Raw genomic sequence first — 17,244 nt, 5'->3', positions numbered from 1 at the left:
GGGTGGCGCAGCCAACCCCCTTGGCTGCGCCACCCGCCGCCCGCGGGGAGGCAGGTCTGTGGTTATGACGCCTCGGCGAGGGTGACGGTCACGGTCGCCTCGGTTCCGTTCCGCTGGTAGGTGACCTCGACCCGGTCGCCGACCTTGCCGGCCTGCACCGCGCCGACGAGGTCGTTGGAGTCGTTGATCACCTTGTCGCCGAACTTGGTGACCACGTCGCCGCGCTGCAGGCCGGCCTTCTCGGCGGCGCTGCCCGGCACCACCGCCGAGACCAGCGCGCCGCCGTTCTCGGCACCGGTCACGCTGACGCCGAGCGACGGGTGGCTGACCTTCTCGCGACGCTGGAGCTTCCCGGCGACGTCCTTGGCCTTGTTGCTGGGGATGGCGAAGCCGACGCCGATGTTGCCGTTGCTGCCCTGCCCTGCGGTGGCGATCGCGGTGTTGATGCCGATCACCTCGCCCCGGGTGTTGACCAGGGCACCGCCGGAGTTGCCGGGGTTGATCGGCGCGTCGGTCTGGAGCAGCCCGGAGATCGAGGTGGCTCCCCGCTGCGGGTCCTGCTGGCCGCCCTCGCCGGCCTGGATGGTCCGGTCGCGGGCGCTGATGATGCCGGCGGTGACCGAACCCTGCAGGCCGAGCGGGCTGCCCAGGGCGAGCACCTGATCGCCGACCTGCATGGCGTCGCTGTCGCCGAACTTCGCCGCCTTGAGGTCGTCCACGCCGCTGGCCTTGACCACCGCGAGGTCGGTCTTCGGGTCGGTGCCGACGATCGTCGCCTGGGCCGCCTTGCCGTCGGCGAAGATCACCCGGACGATGCCGCCGGAGGCGGAGGCGACCACGTGGTTGTTGGTGAGCACGAAACCGTCGGCGGTGAGGATCACCCCGGACCCCTCGCCGTTGTCGGTGGCGATCGAGACGACGCTGTCCTGCACCGCGGCGGCGATCTTCGGCAGGTCCGCGCTGTTGATCACCGGGGCGGCCGAGTAGGTGCGGGTGACGCCACCCGAGCCGCCGTCCAGGGCGAGGGCGAGCGCGCCGCCGGCCACGCCGGACCCCAGCATGAGGGCGAAGACCACGATGCCGGCGCCGATGAACTTGGCCACCTTCGCGGGCTTGGGGGGTGCCGCCCACGGCGGCACCGGCTGCGCGCCGTGGGCGGGCGGGACCGGACCGCCAGGGCCGCCCGGCCAGCCGGACTGCGGGTACCCTGCCGCCTGGTAGCCGGCGGCCGGGTGCTGGCCGGGCTGGTGGGCACCGTACGGACCGGGCTGGTGCCCGACGTGCTGGCCCGGCTGGTGCCCGACGTGCTGGCCGGGCTGGTGCCCGACGTGCTGGCCGGGGTACGGCGCGGCCGAGGTCTGCGCCCCGGGGTACGGCGCGGCCGAGGTCTGCGCGGGCGCGTAGGGAGAACTCTGCGACGGGATGCCCGCCGGCTCCCCCGCGGCGCCGGCGGGACGGTCGGCCGGTGAGGCCTCGGTCGAGTCCGACTGCCCGCGCTCGGCGCGGGGCAGCTCTGCGGTGGGGGGCGACGGCTCGGCGTCGATGGCGGCTGGACGCCGCTGCGGGTCGGTGTCGAACTCGTTCATGTCTCCACCTTCCCCCTTCGCACTGTCACCAGCCTGGAACCCACCTGGAAGTTGTCTGACAGTCAGTCGGGCTCGCTGTCGGTCACCGGCAACAGGGGCAGCCGTACCCGGAACGTCGCTCCGCCGCCCGGCGTGTCGGTCACCTCGACCGTGCCGTGATGGGCAGCCACCAGCGCGGCGACGATGGCCAGCCCCAGGCCGGTGCTGGTCATCCCGCTCGCCCGGCGGGTGCGGGCCGCGTCGGCCCGGTAGAAGCGCTCGAAGACCCGCTCGGCCTGCTCGGGGGTGAGGCCCGGGCCGGTGTCGGCGACCTCCACCACGGCCAGGTTTCCCGACTCGGTACGCAGCCCCAGGGTCACCGCCGCCTCGGGCGGGGTGTGGGTGAGCGCGTTGGTCATCAGGTTGCCGATGACCTGGCGCAACCGGGCGTCGTCCCCCCGCACGACCAGGGGCCCGGAGCCGGGCGCGATCTCCAGCTCGATCCGGCGCTCGGGGGCGACCACCCGGGCCGCCTCCACGGCGTCGGAGGCGAGCACCGGCAGCTCCACCGGGGCCAACGCGAGCGGGCGCTCCCGGTCCAGCCGGGCGAGCAGCAGCAGGTCCTCCACCAGCAGCCCCATCCGGGCCGCCTCGTCCTCGATCCGGCGCAGCAGGTCGGCGGTCTGTTCCGGCTCCCGCGCCGCGCCCTGCCGGTACAACTCGGCGAACCCGCGGATGGTGGTCAGCGGGGTACGCAGCTCGTGGGAGGCGTCCGCGACGAACTGCCGCATCCGCTCCTCCGAGCGCCGGGCCCGGGCCTCGGAGGTCTGTGCCGCGTACGCGGCGTCGCGGGCCCCCGCCTCGGCGGAGCGGGCCGCCGCCTCGGAGGCGGCCCGCGCGGTGAAGGCCGCCTCGATCTGGGCCAGCATCGCGTTCAACGCCCGGGAGAGCCGGCCCAGCTCGGAGGTGGCGGAGTGCTTCCCCTCCTCCGGGTCGGGCACCCGGCGGCTGAGGTCGCCGCCGGCGATCGCGGCTGCGGTCCGTTCGATCTCGACCAGCGGCTTCAGGCTGGTCCGGACGATCGCCGCGCCGATCGAGGCGAGCAGGATCAGCACCGCCCAGCCGACCAGGAGATCGATCCAGACCAGTCGCTTGACCGCCAGGTCGACGTCGGTGAGGTGCTGCCCGACCGCGAGCACCCGGCCGTCGGGCAGTTCCCGGTAGAGCATCCGCCACCGGTCCCGGCCGTCCTCGGAACGAACGTTGAACGGCTCTTTCTCGGCGGCGGCCCGGTATCCCGCCAGATCGTGCGGCATCCTGGGCAGGTCGTCCAGCGCGAGGCTGTGGTCGTACGCGATGATCTTGGCGATGTTCTCCCCGGCGAGTGCCACCACGTAGTCGGTGGGCAGCGCGGCGCTGCCGCGTCCGGCCTCCAGGGCGGGCAGTACCCGGCCGACCTGGTCGCTTGCCGCCTGCAACTCCCCGTCCACCTGCCCGACCAGGTAGTCGCGCAGAAAGTACGTGGTGAGCGAGCTGATCACCAGCAGTGCGGCGGCGACCAGCGCCAGCACCGCCGCGACCAGCTTGACCCGCAGCGGTACGCCGCGGATCCGGCCCTTCGCCTCGTCGAAAAGACTCACGCTGCCGGCTTGCGCAGCACGTAGCCCACCCCGCGCAGGGTGTGGATCAGCCGGGGCTGGGTGTTGTCGACCTTGCGGCGCAGGTAGGAGATGTAGGACTCGACGATGTTGTCGTCGCCACGGAAGTCGTAGTTCCAGACGTGGTCGAGGATCTGCGCCTTGGACAGCACCCGGTTGGCGTTGAGCATCAGGTAGCGCAGCAGCTTGAACTCGGTCGGCGACAGCTGCACCCGCTGGCCGGCGCGGTGCACCTCGTGGGTCTCCTCGTCCAGTTCCAGGTCGGCGAAGGTGAGCCGGGAGGGGGCGTGTTCGCCGGTGGCGGTGCGCCGCAGCACCGCCCGGATCCGGGCGGTCAACTCCTCCAGGCTGAACGGCTTGGTGACGTAGTCGTCGCCGCCCAGGGTGAGGCCCCGGATCTTGTCGTCGGTGGCGTCCCGGGCGGTCAGGAAGACCACCGGGGTACGCGTGCCGCCCTCGCGGAGCATCCGGATGACCTCGAAGCCGTCGAGGTCGGGCAGCATCACGTCGAGGACCACCAGGTCGGGGCGGTGCTCCTTGGCGGTGCTCAACGCCGCGCTGCCGCTGGTGGCGGTGGCCACGTCGAATCCGGCGAAGCGCAGGCTGGCGGAGAGCAACTCGAGGATGTTGGGATCGTCCTCGACGACGAGCAGTCGCGCCTCGGTCTGGGTAGCGGCCATGCCTCGCATCATCTATGGCGTGACTGCGGCGATGCTGGACACCGGCTGAAAAGAGCCTGTGAGTCGTTCAGCCCTACAGCCGGCGGAGCCCGTCCAGCGCCATCGAGGATTCGGATCGCGGTGCGGAGCTGGCTCTCCCAGCCGGCGGGGACTGATGATCGGCGGCACGGGACGTTCCACGAGCCTCCGGCGGCGGTCGCGCCAATGGGAGAGCACGGGGGCCGGCCCTGAGCCGGGCAGGCCCCCGTGGTGGGTCAGGAGGCGTCGGAGATCGCGGGCGTCGGCCCCGGGGTGACGGCCGGAAGGGCACCGATCTCCGTGGCCATCGTCGCGGTGAAGGGTTCGTGGCGCAGCTCGCGCAGCAGCCCGGCGACCATGCCCACCATCACGAACAGGAAGGGCAGTGCGGCGAGGATGGTCAGCGATTGCAGGGCGGACAGCCCGCCGGCGAGCAACAACACCGCGGCGACCAGGCCGGTCAGGACGCCCCACATGGCGACCAGCCAGCTTTTCGGCTCGATGTCGCCGCGGGAGGAGAGGGTGCCCATCACCACCGACGCGGCATCGGCTCCGCTGACGAAGAAGAGCGCCACCAGCACCATCACCAGGATCGCGGTGACGGTGAAGAACGGGAACTCCCGCAGGACCGCGAAGAGCGCCGCCTCCGGGCTCTCCGACACCGCGGCCGACAAGTCGGTGCCGCCGAGCTGCAGATCGATCGCGGTCCCGCCGAACACCGAGAACCAGACGAAGCTGACCAGGCTCGGGATGGCCACCACGCCGAGGACGAACTGGCGGATGGTACGACCCCTCGAGATGCGGGCGATGAAAGCGCCGACGAACGGGGTCCAGGAGATCCACCAGGCCCAGTAGAAGATGGTCCAGCCCGCCATCCACTCCTCGCCGCCGAACGCCCCGGTGCGGAAGCTCATCGGGATGAAGTCGTTCAGGTAACCCCCGGTCGACGCGGTGAACGTGTTGAAGATGAAGACCGTGGGGCCGACCACGAGCAGGAAGAACAGCAGCGCCACCGCGAGCACCATGTTGGTGTTCGACAGGAACTGAATGCCGCGCTTGACACCCGTGACAGCGGAGATCACGAACGCCAAGGTCAGCACCGCGATGATGCCGATCGCCAGCGGAGTGGACTTCGGCACGTCCCAGAGGGTCGTCAGGCCGCTGTTGATCTGAAGGGCCCCCAGACCGAGGGAAACCGCTGATCCGAACAGCGTCGCGAAAATCGCGAAGATGTCGATGGCCTTGCCCGCGCCCCGTTCGGCGCGCTCCCCGATGAGCGGGACGAAGGCGCTGCTGATCAGGCCGCGCCGGCCCTTGCGGAAGGTGAAGTAGGCCACCGAGAGACCGACCACGGAGTAGATCGCCCACGGATGCAGCGCCCAGTGGAAGAAGGAGTACTCCATGGCCACCCGGGCGGCCTGCTGGGAGTTCGGTTCGGTGAGACCACGCGGCGGTGCGCCCAGGTGGGACAGGGGCTCGGCGGCACCCCAGAACATCAGGCCGATGCCCATGCCGGCGCTGAACATCATCGCCACCCAGGAGACGGTGGAGAACTCGGGTTTCTCGTCGTCCCGGCCGAGCTTGATCCGGCCGTAGCGGCTCAGCGCCAGCCAGACCGACAACACCACGAAGGTGGCGCTGGCCAGCACGAAGACCCAGCCGAACACCCTGACCACCCAGTCGAGGGCGGCACCGGTGACCGACGCCAGGTTGTCGGTGGCCACGATGCCCCACAGGACGAAGAGCACGGACACCGCGGCGGCGACGCCCAACACCGTCGGGTCGACGTTCCGCGGGCGGCGGATCGGTTGGACCGGGGCGTCGCCCGGCGGCGGGTCGTTCTCAGGCGCCGCACGTGTGGCAGACACAGTCATGGTCGGTGGACCTCCGTGGTTTCGCGGGATGCGGGCCAGGTTTTCGGCGCCATGCGCGCGCCGAACGACCTGCATCCTTGTCTGTCCCGATCGATGTCATCGGCTCGGCAAACCGGAAAAGCCATCGCCGCTCATGGCGATGACGAGTGCACGCAGAAATGAAGGATCGCTGGAGCGGACTCCCCCGATGTCGGTGATGAGGCGGCCACCACTCTCGGTGCCGGGCTTGAAGCTGGCCCTGCGATTCCATGACAGTTGCGTGACAGCAGCGGCGAACAAACGGAACGAACCGGTCAGACCGACCTCTTGTAGATGATGCCGGTATGACACCGCGTACTGGCGAGAGGTGGGTCGGCGCGCATATCCGGTGTGGGTTTGGCCGTAGGTTGGAGGTCCTGCTCGCGGCACTACGCGGTCCCACCCTCACCCTCATGCGGTTGTGGCCTGTACTCGTGTTCATCCTCGGGGTCTGGCCCAGGCGAGGAAGCGTTCCGTCAGCTCCGTGTGCTGGTCGGGGTTGAGTTGGGTGAGTTGGTCACGTGCCTCGGTCATCTGCTGGGCGAGGTAGACCAGCAGGGCGGTGCGGTCGTTGCGGTACTCGACCAGCAGGGAGAGCCGGGCCGGCTGGCACGGCCACGGCGCGCCGCAGTTGCGGCACCGCCACAGCGGGCGCATCGGCAGGTGCGGGATCATCCGGCCGGCCATCAACGCACCCGCAGGGCGACGGCGCGGGCTTCCTCACCATCGAGCGGCAGGAACCACAGGAACCGCTTCACGATCTCCGGTGGCCGCGGCCCCTCCGGTCGGCCGCGCAGGTCCCGGATCGCGCCGCGCATCACCGACGACATGACCGGGATCAGGGCCGCCGTGTCGAGCTGATCCCACGGTATCGCCCGGAAGGACGGGCAGGGCCACGGCTGGCCGCAGGCCGCACAGTCCCACGTCGGGTGGCAACCGACATGCCCGGTGATTGCCAGGACGCGACCAGCCCGCTCACCAGCGACCCCCGTTGGCGCGGAACTGCTGCGCCGGCGTCAGCCAGCCGACACGGCCGGGACTCTGCAGCGGCATCGGTCGGGGTCGGCTCGCGCATCCACTCGGGCAGGCTGGAGCCGGCCTTCCGCTTCGGCAGGGCGGGCAGGGCAGTGGACCGACACCGGAACCACGGAATACGCACGTCGACCTCCTTCAAGAGTGGGAAAGGGGCCGCCCCTGCACGGGGGGGGCACAAGCGGCCCCAGGCAAGATCCACCCCGTCGCTCTCCGGATAGAAGCGGACCTGCTGCGTGACAGTCTGGACAGGACGGGGCTAGCGTCGATACGTGCTCACAGTGACCGTGCACGTCAGGACAGTGAGTGAGCGGACTTGCAGGACCCGCCGACGAGATTGAGCAGGGATTGGGGAATCGATGGGGACCGCCACGGACTACGTGCTGAACGAACTTCGCCTGCTCCGCTCCTCACTCGGGCTCAGCCAGGACCAGTTCGGTAAGATTATCGGCTACACCGGGTCTCACGTCAGCTCGGTCGAGACTGGTGGCCGTCCTCCCACCAGGGACTACATGCACGCCATCGACAAGGCGCACGATCCCGCCCATGACCCCGAAGCCAAGGAGGGCCGCTTCGGACGGATGCTGCGCGAGTTGGCCAAGCTGGACGCCGACCCCACCTGGCTCCGGGAGTGGATCGAGTTCGAGCGCGAGGCAACCACGCTGCGCTGGTTCGAGCTGGCCTACCTCCCCGGCCTGCTTCAGACCGAGCGGTACGCCCGCGCCACGCTGGCCGGCGGGCGGTTCACCGCCGAGGAGGTCGAGCGCATCGTGGCGTCCCGTCTGGAGCGGCAAGCCATCCTGGAACGGGAGAAGCCGCCGCAGCTCATCGCCGTGCTGGACGAGTCTGTGCTGCGCCGGCCCGTGCTGGATCAGCCGGGACTGATGGCCGAGCAGCTTGACCACCTGGTGGCCTGCGCGACGCGGAGCACATCCAGGTCCACGTCGTGCCGGTGGACGCCGGCATGTACCTCGGGCTGGCCGGGCAGTTCATCATCGCCGAACTAACGGACGGCACGAGGGTTGCTCATGCCGACAACCAGCTCACCGCGCAGATCGTCGATGCACCCGCTGATATTGCTAGGCTGGCCAAGACGTGGGAGATCGTGCGGAACGAGACTCTCCCCCGTCGTCAGTCAGCCGAGCTGATCAAGGAAGTGGCGAAGTCATGGACGTAACGACCCCCGAGTGGCGGAAGTCGACGCGGTCCGGCGGGAACGGCGGGTCGTGCGTCGAGGTGGCCGACAACATGCCGGGCGACGTGCTGGTGCGCGACACCAAGGACCGGGAGGGTGGCACCCTCCACCTCAACCCCGCAGCGTGGCAGTCCTTCGTCGACCTGGCCAAGACGATCGGCCCCGTGGGCTGATCCGGCAACACAGACAAGGCCCCCAGAAACCGCGCCGCCCAAAGCTGCGCTGCTGGGGGCCTTTCGCATGTCCGTGGCCACGGCGGGAAGTCGAATGGGCATCTCAGCGGCGCGCATTGGAGGAAGTCCGCCAGGAGCAGAGGTTAGGCGACGACCGGGCCGTGGTCCCGGGGACCGATTGATCCACTCCGTTTGGCGCGAACGGCGGTGTCCCGGCCAAAGGACACCGCGATCTGGCGCAGTCGGAGTGGATCGTCTCCGAGGCCTCCGACGGCGGCCGGGCAGGGTACGGCGACGCGGGCCGGGACCAGGTGGACCACCGCCTCGGCGGCCCGGGCCAGCGCCCGCCGGTCGGCGTCCCGGGCCGGGTGCAGCGCCGCCGCCACCCGCACCGTCAGCACCAGGTCACGGGCGGCGAGCACCCGGCGTACCGAGCCCCAGAGGGTGTCGTCACCGACGAAGGCGGCGGCGGTGGTGTCCGCGCCGGTGGCGGCACTCCGGTAGCCGATCCGGATCGGCACCACCGGCACCCCGGCGTCGATCGCCGCCTGGAAGGTGGCCGGGCGGAACCCGCGCCCCGGGCGGCAGCCGGCCGCCGCGCTCGCCCCGCACCACGTCGTACCCTCGGGGAAGACCGCCACCGGGTCGCCGCCGCGCAGCGTTGCGGCGACCCGGTCGACCGTCGCCGGCAGGTCCCTGGGACGGGCCCGGTCGACGAAGAGCGCGCCGGCCGCGCGGGCCAGCCACCCGACCAGCGGCCACCGGCGGACCTCGCTCTTGGCCAGCAGCCGGGCCGGCGACACCGCCAGCACCGCGAGCACGTCCAGCCAGGAGACGTGGTTGGCGACCAGCAACGCCGGCCTGCGTGGCGGCCGGCCCCGCACCTGCAGCCGCATCCCGAGGACGCGGGCCGTGCCGCGCGCCCAACCCCGTGCCGCAGCGGCCCGCTCCGCCGCCGGCAGCACCGGCAGCAGACCGACCACCAGGACCGTTCCGACCAGCATCATCCCGAGTAGGCCCAGCAGCCGGGCCGCCCGCAACGCCACCGGCACGGCGGGCGCCTCGTCCGGGGCCGGCAGGCAGACCGGCCCGCAGCCGGATACCGGCCGCCACAGCGCGACGCTCACCCCTCGGCCCCGCCGAGGAAGTGCCGCAGGTAGCGCGGGTTCATCCGGTCCAGGGAGAACAGCACGTAGAAGTCGGCCACCGCGAAATCCGGATCGTACGCCGGTTCGCCGGCGATCCACGCGCCGAGCCGGAGGTACCCGCGCAGCAGCGGCGGGACCAGGGCGGTCCCGGCGGGCCCTCCGGTCGCGGTGTCCGGCCCGGCCGACCCCGGCTCGGCGAGCCAGGGCCGGCGGGGGCGGACCCGCAGCAGCGGCGGCGACAGGTGCTTCGCGCGGGCCAGCGCCCACGCCTCGGCGGCGGCCCGGCCGCCGTCGCCCACCGGCACGGAGGCGCAGCCGCCCAGCCAGCGGGAGCCGCGCAGGTGCAGGTAGCGGGTGATGCCGGCCCACATCAGGTTGATCACCGCTCCGGAGCGGTGGTCGGGGTGGACGCAGGAGCGGCCCGCCTCGACCAGCACGTCGCGCAGCGGGTCGAGCGCGGTCAGGTCGAACTCGCCCTCGGCGTACCGGCGGTCGGTGCGGCCCGGGGGCAGCAGCCGGTACGTCCCGACCACCGCGCCGGTGCGCTCCTCGCGCACGATCAGGTGGTCGCAGTGGGCGTCGAGGTCGTCCACGTCGCGCCCGTCCACGGTGGGTCGCAGGGTCGCGCCGAGTTCGGTGGCGAAGACGTCGTGGCGCAGGCGTTGCGCCGCCGCGACCTGGGTCGGGTCGTCGGCGATCAGCAGGGTGTATCCGCTGGTCGTCAGGGGTGCGCCAGCGGCATGCAGAACAGCCATGGCTCCTGTGTAGGTGCCCGGGGTTGCCGCCCGCCCGGTGACGGGTGTCGATCCGGTGAACGCCGGCCGGCCGTCGGCTCCGACCCGGGCACGAGCGGGCCGACCAGGCCATCCGGCGGGCCGCGCGCCAGGCGTTCGGCTCGCGCACCCGGCCGTTTCGGCGTCGTCCTGGTCACCGACGGGTCGGTGGGCCCGCAACGGCGGCCCGGTTCGGCCGTGCGACGCTGCCGGGACGGACCCGGCGACGACGCCGGCACGCACGGAGGTGTTTCGATGATCATCGAGGCCCGGTTCAACGGCCCGCCCGGCTCGGGCAACGGCGGATGGAGCGCCGGGATCTTCGCCACCGCGTACGGCACGGTCGGACCGGTCGAGGTGACCCTGCGCCGCCCGCCGCCGCTGGACACCTCGTTGACCATGGTCGAGGACGATGTCCTGGACCCGGACGGGAAGCTCGTCGCCCAGGTCCGGCCGGCCGGCGACCTGCCTGCGGCGGTTCCCCCGGTGGACCAGACGACGGCGGCGGTGGCCTCCGCCGCGTACCCGGGTCTGCGGGATCACCCCTTCCCCGGCTGCTACGTCTGCGGCCCGGACCGGGTGGACGGGTTGCGGATCTTCCCCGGGCGGCTCCCGGGCGGTCGGACCGCCGCGCCGTTCCGGGCGCCCGCGTCGGTCGTCCCGGCCACGGTCTGGGCGGCGCTGGACTGCCCCGGCGGTTGGGCGGTGCTCACCCCCGGGCGGCCGTACGTCCTCGGCCGGATCGCCGCCGTCATCGACGCGTTGCCCGCACCGGCCGACGAGTGCGTCGTCACCGGCGCGACGGTCGACGTCACGGGGCGCAAGGCGGTGGTGGACACCAGCCTGTACGGCCCGACCGGCGCGCTGCTGGGCCGGGCCCGTGCCACCTGGATCGCGGTGTCGCCGGGGCCGGCGTCTCGTCCCTGAGGATGACGGCCTCCCGCCCGGGAGGGAGAGCGGGTTAGCGAGTGCGCCGGATGGCGCGGGTTGCTCCCGCTTGGCAGGCTGACGGCGGCGCCCTGGCAACGGCGCCGCGCACCGCGGCGCGTGACGCGCCGCCGCACGGGAGGAGAACGATGTCCGACGGGCAGTGGAGCCCCAACACCGGCCAGATCGTCGTGTCCGGACTGACCAAGCAGTACAAGAACGTCCGGGCGGTCGACAACCTGTCCTTCACCGTCGAACCCGGTCGGGTGACCGGCTTCCTCGGCCCGAACGGCGCCGGCAAGACCACCACCCTGCGCATGTTGCTGAACCTGGTGACCCCCACCAGCGGCACGGCCACGATCGGCGGCCGGCGGTACGCCGACCTGACCGACCCCCTGCGGCATGTGGGCGCGGTGCTGGAGGCGTCCAGCGCACACAAGGGTCGCACCGGGATCAACCACCTGCGGGTGATCTGCGCGGCGGCTGGGTTCCCGCAGGGGCGGGCCGACGAGGCGCTGGCGCTGGTCGGGCTGACGCCCGCCGCGAAGCGCAAGTTCAAGGGCTACTCGCTGGGCATGAAGCAGCGGCTCGGCATCGCGGCGGCGATGCTCGGCGACCCCCGGGTGCTGATCCTGGACGAGCCGGCCAACGGGCTGGACCCGGAGGGCATCCGGTGGATGCGCGGCTTCCTCAAGGGCCTCGCCCAGGAGGGCCGCACGGTGTTGGTCTCCAGCCACCTGCTCTCCGAGATGCAGCTGCTGGCCGACGACGTGGTGATCATCGCGGCCGGGCAGCTGGTCCGCCAGGGTCCGGTCGACCAGGTGATCGGCTCGATGGCGCAGGGCGTCCGGGTGCGGGTGCGCACCCCGCAGGCCGACGAGCTGACCGCCGCGCTGAAGGCGCAGTCGGCCACCGTCACCTCCGACGAGCACGGCGTGCTGCTGGTCGACGGGGCGGACGCGCCGACCGTCGGGCGGGCCGCCCTGGCCGCCGGCGTGGAACTGCACGAACTCACCACCGAACGACCCGACCTGGAACGGGTCTTCCTGGAGCTCACGGCCGGGAAGGCGGGCATCCGATGAACCTGGTCCGATCCGAACTGCTCAAGATCCGTACCACCAACGCCTGGTGGCTGCTGGGCCTCGGGGCGTTCCTGTCACTCGCGCTGGCCTTCGCGGTCAACGCCTGGCTCGCCGTCAGCTCGCTCAGCGGCAACCCCGAGACCGCGGAGGCCGGCGGGATCCCCGCCACCCCGGCCGCCCAGGCGGCCAACCTCTACACCTCCGGCCAGTACCTCGGGCTGATGTTCGTGATGCTCATCGGCATCCTCATGGTCACCAACGAGTTCTTCCACCAGACCGCGACGACCACGTTCCTGTCGACCCCGCGGCGCACCTCGGTGATCGTCAGCAAGCTGATCGCCGCCTCTCTGCTGGGTTTCGGGTTCTGGCTGGTCACCACGGTCATCGACCTGGCCGCCGGTGCGACGGTGCTGGCCCTAAACGACCACGGGACGCAGCTCGGTGAGTGGGAGGTGCAGCGGGCGCTGCTGCTCAACCTGCTGGCGTACGCGATCTGGACCGTCCTCGGGGTGGGCATCGGCACCCTGATCACCAGCCAGCTCGGCGCGGTGATCACGGCGTCGGTGGTCTACCTGCTCGGCACCCAGGTGGTGGGGGTCCTGTTCTTCCTGCTGGCCAACTGGCTGGACAACATGGCGGTGATGAAGTGGCAGGTGGTGTGGCCGGCTGCCGCCTCCAGCATCATGGTCAGCGGCGGCGAGTCGGAGATGCTCCCCGCCTGGTGGGTGGGTGCTCTGGTGCTGGTCGGGTACGCCCTCGCCAGCGGCGTGGCGGGCGTTCTGATCACCCGGCGGCGTGACATCTCCTGACCGGTCGCGGCAGCCCCGGACCACCCCGGACGGCGACGGAAACGTCACCGTCCGGGGTGGTCGCGCCTACCAGGAGTCGACGGGACACGCAGCGTTTGCTGAACTTCTGGCATCTTCTGTGAAACGGGCCACCCATCGGAGGCGGAAATGCCTGCGCCAGTCGTACGGCGTAGCCTGGGACCGTCCCCCGTGCGCCTCCACTCGGGCACGGGTGCCACCGCGTGACATTCAACCCGCGTGAAAGAGGCGATTACCGGCCGTGTCGACCCAGCAGACTTCGCAGGAGAACCCACTGGCGGGTTTCGGCCCGAACGAGTGGATCGTCGAGGAGATGTACCAGCGCTACCTCGCCGACCCCTCGAGCGTCGATTCGGCCTGGCACGACTTCTTCGCCGACTACCGGCCGGCCCCGGGCGCCGCGACACCCCGCCCCGCCGCCGAGAAGGCTCCGGCGAAGCCGGCCGCCGAGCCGGCGGGCCAGCAGGAGGCCGCCGCCACCGTGACCCCGCCGGCGAAGCAGCCAACAGCCCCGCCGAAGCCCGCCGCCGAGCCAAAGCCGGCCCCGGCGAAGCCGGTCGCCGGAGCCAAGCCGGCCGCCGAGCCCAAGCCGGACCCGAGGGCGGCCACGGCCAAGCCGGCCGCGAAGGCCCCGACGGCGAGCGCCGCCGGCACCACCCCGCTGCGCGGCATCGCCGCGAAGATCGTGCAGAACATGGACGCCTCGCTGGCCGTTCCGACCGCGACCAGCGTCCGCGCGGTCCCGGCCAAGCTGCTGGTCGACAACCGCATCGTGATCAACAACCACCTCGCCCGGGGGCGCGGTGGCAAGGTCAGCTTCACCCACCTGATCGGGTACGCGATGGTCCGGGCGCTGGTCGAGCACCCGGAGATGAACAACTCCTACGCCGAGGTCGACGGCAAGCCGGCGCTGGTCCGCCCCGAGCACGTCAACCTGGGCATCGCCATCGACCTGGCCAAGCCGGACGGCTCCCGCAACCTGGTGGTCCCGTCCATCAAGGCCTGCGAGCAGATGGACTTCCGGCAGTTCTGGCAGGCGTACGAGGACGTGGTCCGGCGGGCCCGCCGCAACGAGCTGACCATGGACGACTACGCCGGCACCACCATCTCCCTGACCAACCCGGGTGGCATCGGCACCGTCCACTCCATCCCGCGCCTGATGCAGGGGCAGAGCGCCATCATCGGCGTCGGCGCCATGGAGTACCCGGCGCCGTACCAGGGCATGAGCGAGGCGACCCTCGCCGAGCTGGCGGTTAGCAAGATCATCACGCTGACCAGCACGTACGACCACCGGATCATCCAGGGCGCGCAGTCCGGCGAGTTCCTGAAGGTGATGCACGAGCTGCTGCTCGGCGAGCGCGGCTTCTACGACCAGATCTTCACCTCGCTGCGCATCCCCTACGAGCCGGTGCGCTGGATGCGGGACGTGGCCGTCGACTCCGAGGGTCAGATCAACAAGACCGCGCGGGTGCACGAGCTGATCCACGCGTACCGGGTGCGCGGTCACCTGATGGCCGACACCGACCCGCTGGAATTCAAGATCCGCAAGCACCCGGACCTGGACGTCCTCCAGCACGGGCTGACCCTGTGGGACCTCGACCGCACCTTCCCGGTCAACGGCTTCGCCGGCCGGCAGCGGATGAAGCTGCGCGAGATCCTCGGCGTGCTGCGCGACTCGTACTGCCGCCGGGTCGGCATCGAGTACATGCACGTCCAGGATCCGGAGGAGCGGCGCTGGATCCAGGAACGGATCGAGCGCAAGTACGAGAAGCCGCCGGCCGACGAGCAGAAGCACGTGCTGAACCGGCTCAACGCCGCCGAGGCGTTCGAGACCTTCCTGCAGACCAAGTACGTGGGCCAGAAGCGCTTCTCACTGGAGGGCGGCGAGTCGCTGATTCCGCTGCTGGGCGAGATCCTGGAGGCATCCGCCGAGGACGGGCTGGACGAGGTCGTCATCGGCATGGCCCACCGGGGCCGGCTCAACGTGCTGGCCAACATCGTCGGCAAGCCGTACGAGAAGATCTTCTCCGAGTTCGAGGGCCACCTGGACCCGCGCTCGACGCAGGGCTCCGGCGACGTGAAATACCACCTCGGCCAGAACGGCAAGTTCACCACGCCGGACGGCGACCACGCGGTCAAGGTCTCGGTGGTGGCGAACCCGTCGCACCTGGAGGCCGTCGACCCGGTGCTGGAGGGCATCGTCCGGGCCAAGCAGGACCGGATCGACCTCAAGCTGGAGGGCTACACCGTGCTGCCGCTGGCGGTGCACGGCGACGCCGCCTTCGCCGGCCAGGGCGTGGTGGCCGAGACGCTCAACCTGTCCCAGCTGCGCGGCTACCGCACCGGCGGCACCGTGCACGTGGTGGTCAACAATCAGGTCGGTTTCACCACCGCCCCGGAATACAGCCGCTCCAGCCTCTACAGCACCGACGTGGCCCGGATGATCCAGGCGCCGATCTTCCACGTCAACGGCGACGACCCCGAAGCGGTGGTCCGGGTCGCCCGGCTGGCTTTCGAATACCGCCAGACGTTCAACAAGGACGTCGTCATCGACCTGGTCTGCTACCGGCGGCGTGGGCACAACGAGGGCGACGACCCGTCGATGTCCAACCCCCAGATGTACAAGATCATTGACTCGAAGCGCTCGGTGCGCAAGCTCTACACCGAGGAGCTGATCGGGCGGGGTGACATCACCGTGGAGGACGCGGAGGAGCTGCTGCGCGACTACCAGTCGCAGCTGGAGCGGGTGTTCAAGGCCACCCGCGACGCGGCCACCACGCCGCGCCAGCTCAGCCGGCCGCGTCGCGAGGACGAGCCGGAGCCGCAGGTGGAGACTGCCACCGACGCCGCCGTCGTCAGGGCGATCGGCGAGGCGCACGTCAACCTGCCGGAGGGCTTCACCCCGCACAAGCGGATCCAGCAGCTGCTCGACCGACGGCACAAGATGTCCATCGAGGGCGGCATCGACTGGGGCTTCGGTGAGATCATCGCGCTCGGCGCGCTGCTGCACGACGGGGTCACCGTCCGGCTCGCCGGTCAGGACTCCCGCCGTGGCACCTTCGTCCAGCGGCACGCCTCGATCGTCGACTCGAAGACCGGTGACGACTACCTGCCGCTCAAGTCGCTCACCGGTGACGGCGAACGGTCCCGCTTCTTCGTGCACGACTCCCTGCTCAGCGAGTACGCCGCGATGGGCTTCGAGTACGGCTACTCGGTGGAGAACGTCAACGCGCTGGTCTGCTGGGAGGCCCAGTTCGGCGACTTCGTCAACGGCGCCCAGTCGGTGATCGACGAGTTCATCTCCTCCGGCGAGGTGAAGTGGGGCCAGCGCTCCGCCGTCACCCTGCTGCTGCCGCACGGCCACGAGGGCCAGGGCCCGGACCACACCTCCGGCCGCCCGGAGCGTTTCCTCCAGCTCTGCGCCGAGGACAACATGCGGGTCGCCATCCCGACCACCCCGGCGAACTACTTCCACCTGCTGCGCCGCCAGGCCCTGTCGCCGAAGCGCAAGCCGCTGGTGGTGTTCACGCCGAAGTCGCTGCTGCGGCACAAGCTCTGCGTCTCCCCGGTCGAGGACTTCACCGCCGGCACCTTCGCCCCCGTGCTGACCGATGCGGCTGCCCCGGCGGCGCAGCAGGTCAAGCGGGTGCTGCTCTGCTCGGGCAAGGTCTACTACGACCTGTTCCAGGCCCGGCAGGAGCGCGGGGTCACCGACACCGCGATCATCCGGATCGAGCAGCTCTACCCGATGCCGGTGGAGGAGATCCGGGCCGCGCTGGCGGCGTACCCGAACGCCGAGGACTTCGCCTGGGTGCAGGAGGAGCCGGCCAACCAGGGCGCCTGGTCGTTCGTCGCGCTCAACCTGCTGGAGCACCTGGCCGACGTGCGACTGCGGCGGATCTCCCGCCCGGCCGCCGCGGCCCCGGCGGTCGGTTCTGCCAAGATGCACGAGGTCGAGCAGACCGCGCTGATCGAGGCGGCGCTCCCACGCCCGTGACCTGACCGCACCGACGGGACCCGGGGCAGCGCCGTCCGCGTGACGGTGCTGCCCCGGTCCTCGTTCGGCGGTCCCTTTCGCGAGAGGAACACCGTGTACTTCACCGACCGTGGCATCGAGGAACTGGTCGAGCGCCGGGGCGACGAGCAGGTCAGCATCGAGTGGCTGGCCGAACGGCTGCGCGACTTCGTCGACCTAAATCCCGAGTTCGAGACCCCGATCGAACGCCTCGCCACCTACCTCGCCCGCCTGGACGACCCCGACGACGAGTGATCCC

Annotated in this window: 15 protein-coding genes and 1 pseudogene; 7 read left to right on the top strand and 9 right to left on the bottom strand. The window is 71.2% G+C overall.

Going from position 1 to position 17,244, the window contains the following annotated elements:
* Window positions 1–62: 62 nt before the first annotated feature.
* The 7 genes from E1193_RS21110 to E1193_RS33320 all read right to left on the bottom strand — a co-directional run bounded on the left by E1193_RS21110 (window position 63) and on the right by E1193_RS33320 (window position 6,643).
* Complete coding sequence (locus E1193_RS21110; protein ID WP_132184924.1) at window positions 63–1,586, bottom strand: trypsin-like peptidase domain-containing protein; 1,524 nt, start codon at window positions 1,584–1,586, stop codon at window positions 63–65.
* A gap of 62 nt (window positions 1,587–1,648) precedes the next feature.
* Window positions 1,649–3,205, bottom strand: coding sequence for a HAMP domain-containing sensor histidine kinase (locus E1193_RS21105; protein WP_132184923.1), 1,557 nt, complete (start codon window positions 3,203–3,205; stop codon window positions 1,649–1,651).
* Complete coding sequence (locus E1193_RS21100; RefSeq protein ID WP_132184922.1) at window positions 3,202–3,903, bottom strand: response regulator transcription factor; 702 nt, start codon at window positions 3,901–3,903, stop codon at window positions 3,202–3,204. The genes E1193_RS21105 and E1193_RS21100 overlap by 4 nt, the downstream gene beginning before the upstream one ends.
* Window positions 3,904–4,157: 254 nt before the next feature.
* Window positions 4,158–5,795: a BCCT family transporter gene (locus E1193_RS21095; RefSeq protein ID WP_132184921.1), complete on the bottom strand. Its 1,638-nt coding sequence runs from the start codon at window positions 5,793–5,795 to the stop codon at window positions 4,158–4,160.
* Between the two features lie 96 nt (window positions 5,796–5,891).
* Window positions 5,892–6,125, bottom strand: coding sequence for a hypothetical protein (locus tag E1193_RS21090; RefSeq protein ID WP_132184920.1), 234 nt, complete (start codon window positions 6,123–6,125; stop codon window positions 5,892–5,894).
* Between the two features lie 126 nt (window positions 6,126–6,251).
* The gene (locus tag E1193_RS21085; RefSeq protein WP_132184919.1) at window positions 6,252–6,500 is read right to left on the bottom strand and encodes a flavin reductase; all 249 of its coding nucleotides are present in this window, start codon (window positions 6,498–6,500) and stop codon (window positions 6,252–6,254) included.
* The gene (locus E1193_RS33320) at window positions 6,500–6,643 is read right to left on the bottom strand and encodes a hypothetical protein (protein WP_243707815.1); all 144 of its coding nucleotides are present in this window, start codon (window positions 6,641–6,643) and stop codon (window positions 6,500–6,502) included. The genes E1193_RS21085 and E1193_RS33320 overlap by 1 nt, the downstream gene beginning before the upstream one ends.
* Before the next feature lie 561 nt (window positions 6,644–7,204).
* Between E1193_RS33320 and E1193_RS21075 the strand changes: the two are divergent.
* Window positions 7,205–8,022, top strand: a pseudogene (locus E1193_RS21075) (DUF5753 domain-containing protein).
* On the top strand, window positions 8,013–8,213 hold the full coding sequence (locus E1193_RS21070) for a DUF397 domain-containing protein (protein WP_132184917.1): 201 nt from the start codon (window positions 8,013–8,015) through the stop codon (window positions 8,211–8,213). Before E1193_RS21075 ends, E1193_RS21070 begins: the two are co-directional and overlap by 10 nt.
* A gap of 143 nt (window positions 8,214–8,356) precedes the next feature.
* Here E1193_RS21070 and E1193_RS21065 read toward each other — a convergent pair whose 3' ends face one another.
* Window positions 8,357–9,340 (bottom strand): lysophospholipid acyltransferase family protein, encoded by a 984-nt coding sequence (locus E1193_RS21065; RefSeq protein ID WP_132184916.1) that lies wholly within the window; start codon window positions 9,338–9,340, stop codon window positions 8,357–8,359.
* Window positions 9,337–10,116 (bottom strand): GNAT family N-acyltransferase, encoded by a 780-nt coding sequence (locus E1193_RS21060; protein WP_132184915.1) that lies wholly within the window; start codon window positions 10,114–10,116, stop codon window positions 9,337–9,339. The genes E1193_RS21065 and E1193_RS21060 overlap by 4 nt, the downstream gene beginning before the upstream one ends.
* Window positions 10,117–10,389: 273 nt before the next feature.
* Between E1193_RS21060 and E1193_RS21055 the strand changes: the two genes are divergently transcribed.
* The 5 genes from E1193_RS21055 to E1193_RS21035 all read left to right on the top strand — a co-directional run bounded on the left by E1193_RS21055 (window position 10,390) and on the right by E1193_RS21035 (window position 17,240).
* Window positions 10,390–11,061: a hypothetical protein gene (locus E1193_RS21055; RefSeq protein ID WP_132184914.1), complete on the top strand. Its 672-nt coding sequence runs from the start codon at window positions 10,390–10,392 to the stop codon at window positions 11,059–11,061.
* Between the two features lie 149 nt (window positions 11,062–11,210).
* Window positions 11,211–12,143: an ATP-binding cassette domain-containing protein gene (locus E1193_RS21050; protein WP_132184913.1), complete on the top strand. Its 933-nt coding sequence runs from the start codon at window positions 11,211–11,213 to the stop codon at window positions 12,141–12,143.
* On the top strand, window positions 12,140–12,952 hold the full coding sequence (locus tag E1193_RS21045) for an ABC transporter permease (RefSeq protein WP_132184912.1): 813 nt from the start codon (window positions 12,140–12,142) through the stop codon (window positions 12,950–12,952). Before E1193_RS21050 ends, E1193_RS21045 begins: the two co-directional genes overlap by 4 nt.
* 259 nt (window positions 12,953–13,211) lie before the next feature.
* Window positions 13,212–16,967, top strand: coding sequence for a multifunctional oxoglutarate decarboxylase/oxoglutarate dehydrogenase thiamine pyrophosphate-binding subunit/dihydrolipoyllysine-residue succinyltransferase subunit (locus tag E1193_RS21040; protein WP_132184911.1), 3,756 nt, complete (start codon window positions 13,212–13,214; stop codon window positions 16,965–16,967).
* Window positions 16,968–17,060: 93 nt separating this feature from the next.
* Entirely contained in the window at window positions 17,061–17,240 is a 180-nt protein-coding gene (locus E1193_RS21035) for a DUF6104 family protein (RefSeq protein ID WP_132184910.1), read from the top strand.
* The last annotated feature ends 4 nt before the right edge of the window (window positions 17,241–17,244 follow it).

Origin of the sequence: Micromonospora sp. KC606, assembly GCF_004348675.1 — a bacterium.
Classification (GTDB): Bacteria; Actinomycetota; Actinomycetes; order Mycobacteriales; family Micromonosporaceae; genus Micromonospora.
The sequence above is the reverse complement of the archived record's forward strand: the minus strand, read 5'-3'. Positions and strand labels throughout refer to the sequence as shown.

Bases quoted from the DNA above. Each gene is read 5' to 3' on its own strand.
- E1193_RS21055 (WP_132184914.1), top strand. From the start codon at position 10,390: ATGATCATCGAGGCCCGGTTCAACGGCCCGCCCGGCTCGGGCAACGGC.
- E1193_RS21050 (WP_132184913.1), top strand. From the start codon at position 11,211: ATGTCCGACGGGCAGTGGAGCCCCAACACCGGCCAGATCGTCGTGTCC.
- E1193_RS21100 (WP_132184922.1), bottom strand. From the start codon at position 3,903: ATGGCCGCTACCCAGACCGAGGCGCGACTGCTCGTCGTCGAGGACGAT.
- E1193_RS21060 (WP_132184915.1), bottom strand. From the start codon at position 10,116: ATGGCTGTTCTGCATGCCGCTGGCGCACCCCTGACGACCAGCGGATAC.
- E1193_RS21085 (WP_132184919.1), bottom strand. From the start codon at position 6,500: ATGGCCGGCCGGATGATCCCGCACCTGCCGATGCGCCCGCTGTGGCGG.
- E1193_RS21110 (WP_132184924.1), bottom strand. From the start codon at position 1,586: ATGAACGAGTTCGACACCGACCCGCAGCGGCGTCCAGCCGCCATCGAC.
- E1193_RS21045 (WP_132184912.1), top strand. From the start codon at position 12,140: ATGAACCTGGTCCGATCCGAACTGCTCAAGATCCGTACCACCAACGCC.
- E1193_RS21070 (WP_132184917.1), top strand. From the start codon at position 8,013: ATGGACGTAACGACCCCCGAGTGGCGGAAGTCGACGCGGTCCGGCGGG.
- E1193_RS33320 (WP_243707815.1), bottom strand. From the start codon at position 6,643: ATGTCGTCGGTGATGCGCGGCGCGATCCGGGACCTGCGCGGCCGACCG.
- E1193_RS21095 (WP_132184921.1), bottom strand. From the start codon at position 5,795: ATGACTGTGTCTGCCACACGTGCGGCGCCTGAGAACGACCCGCCGCCG.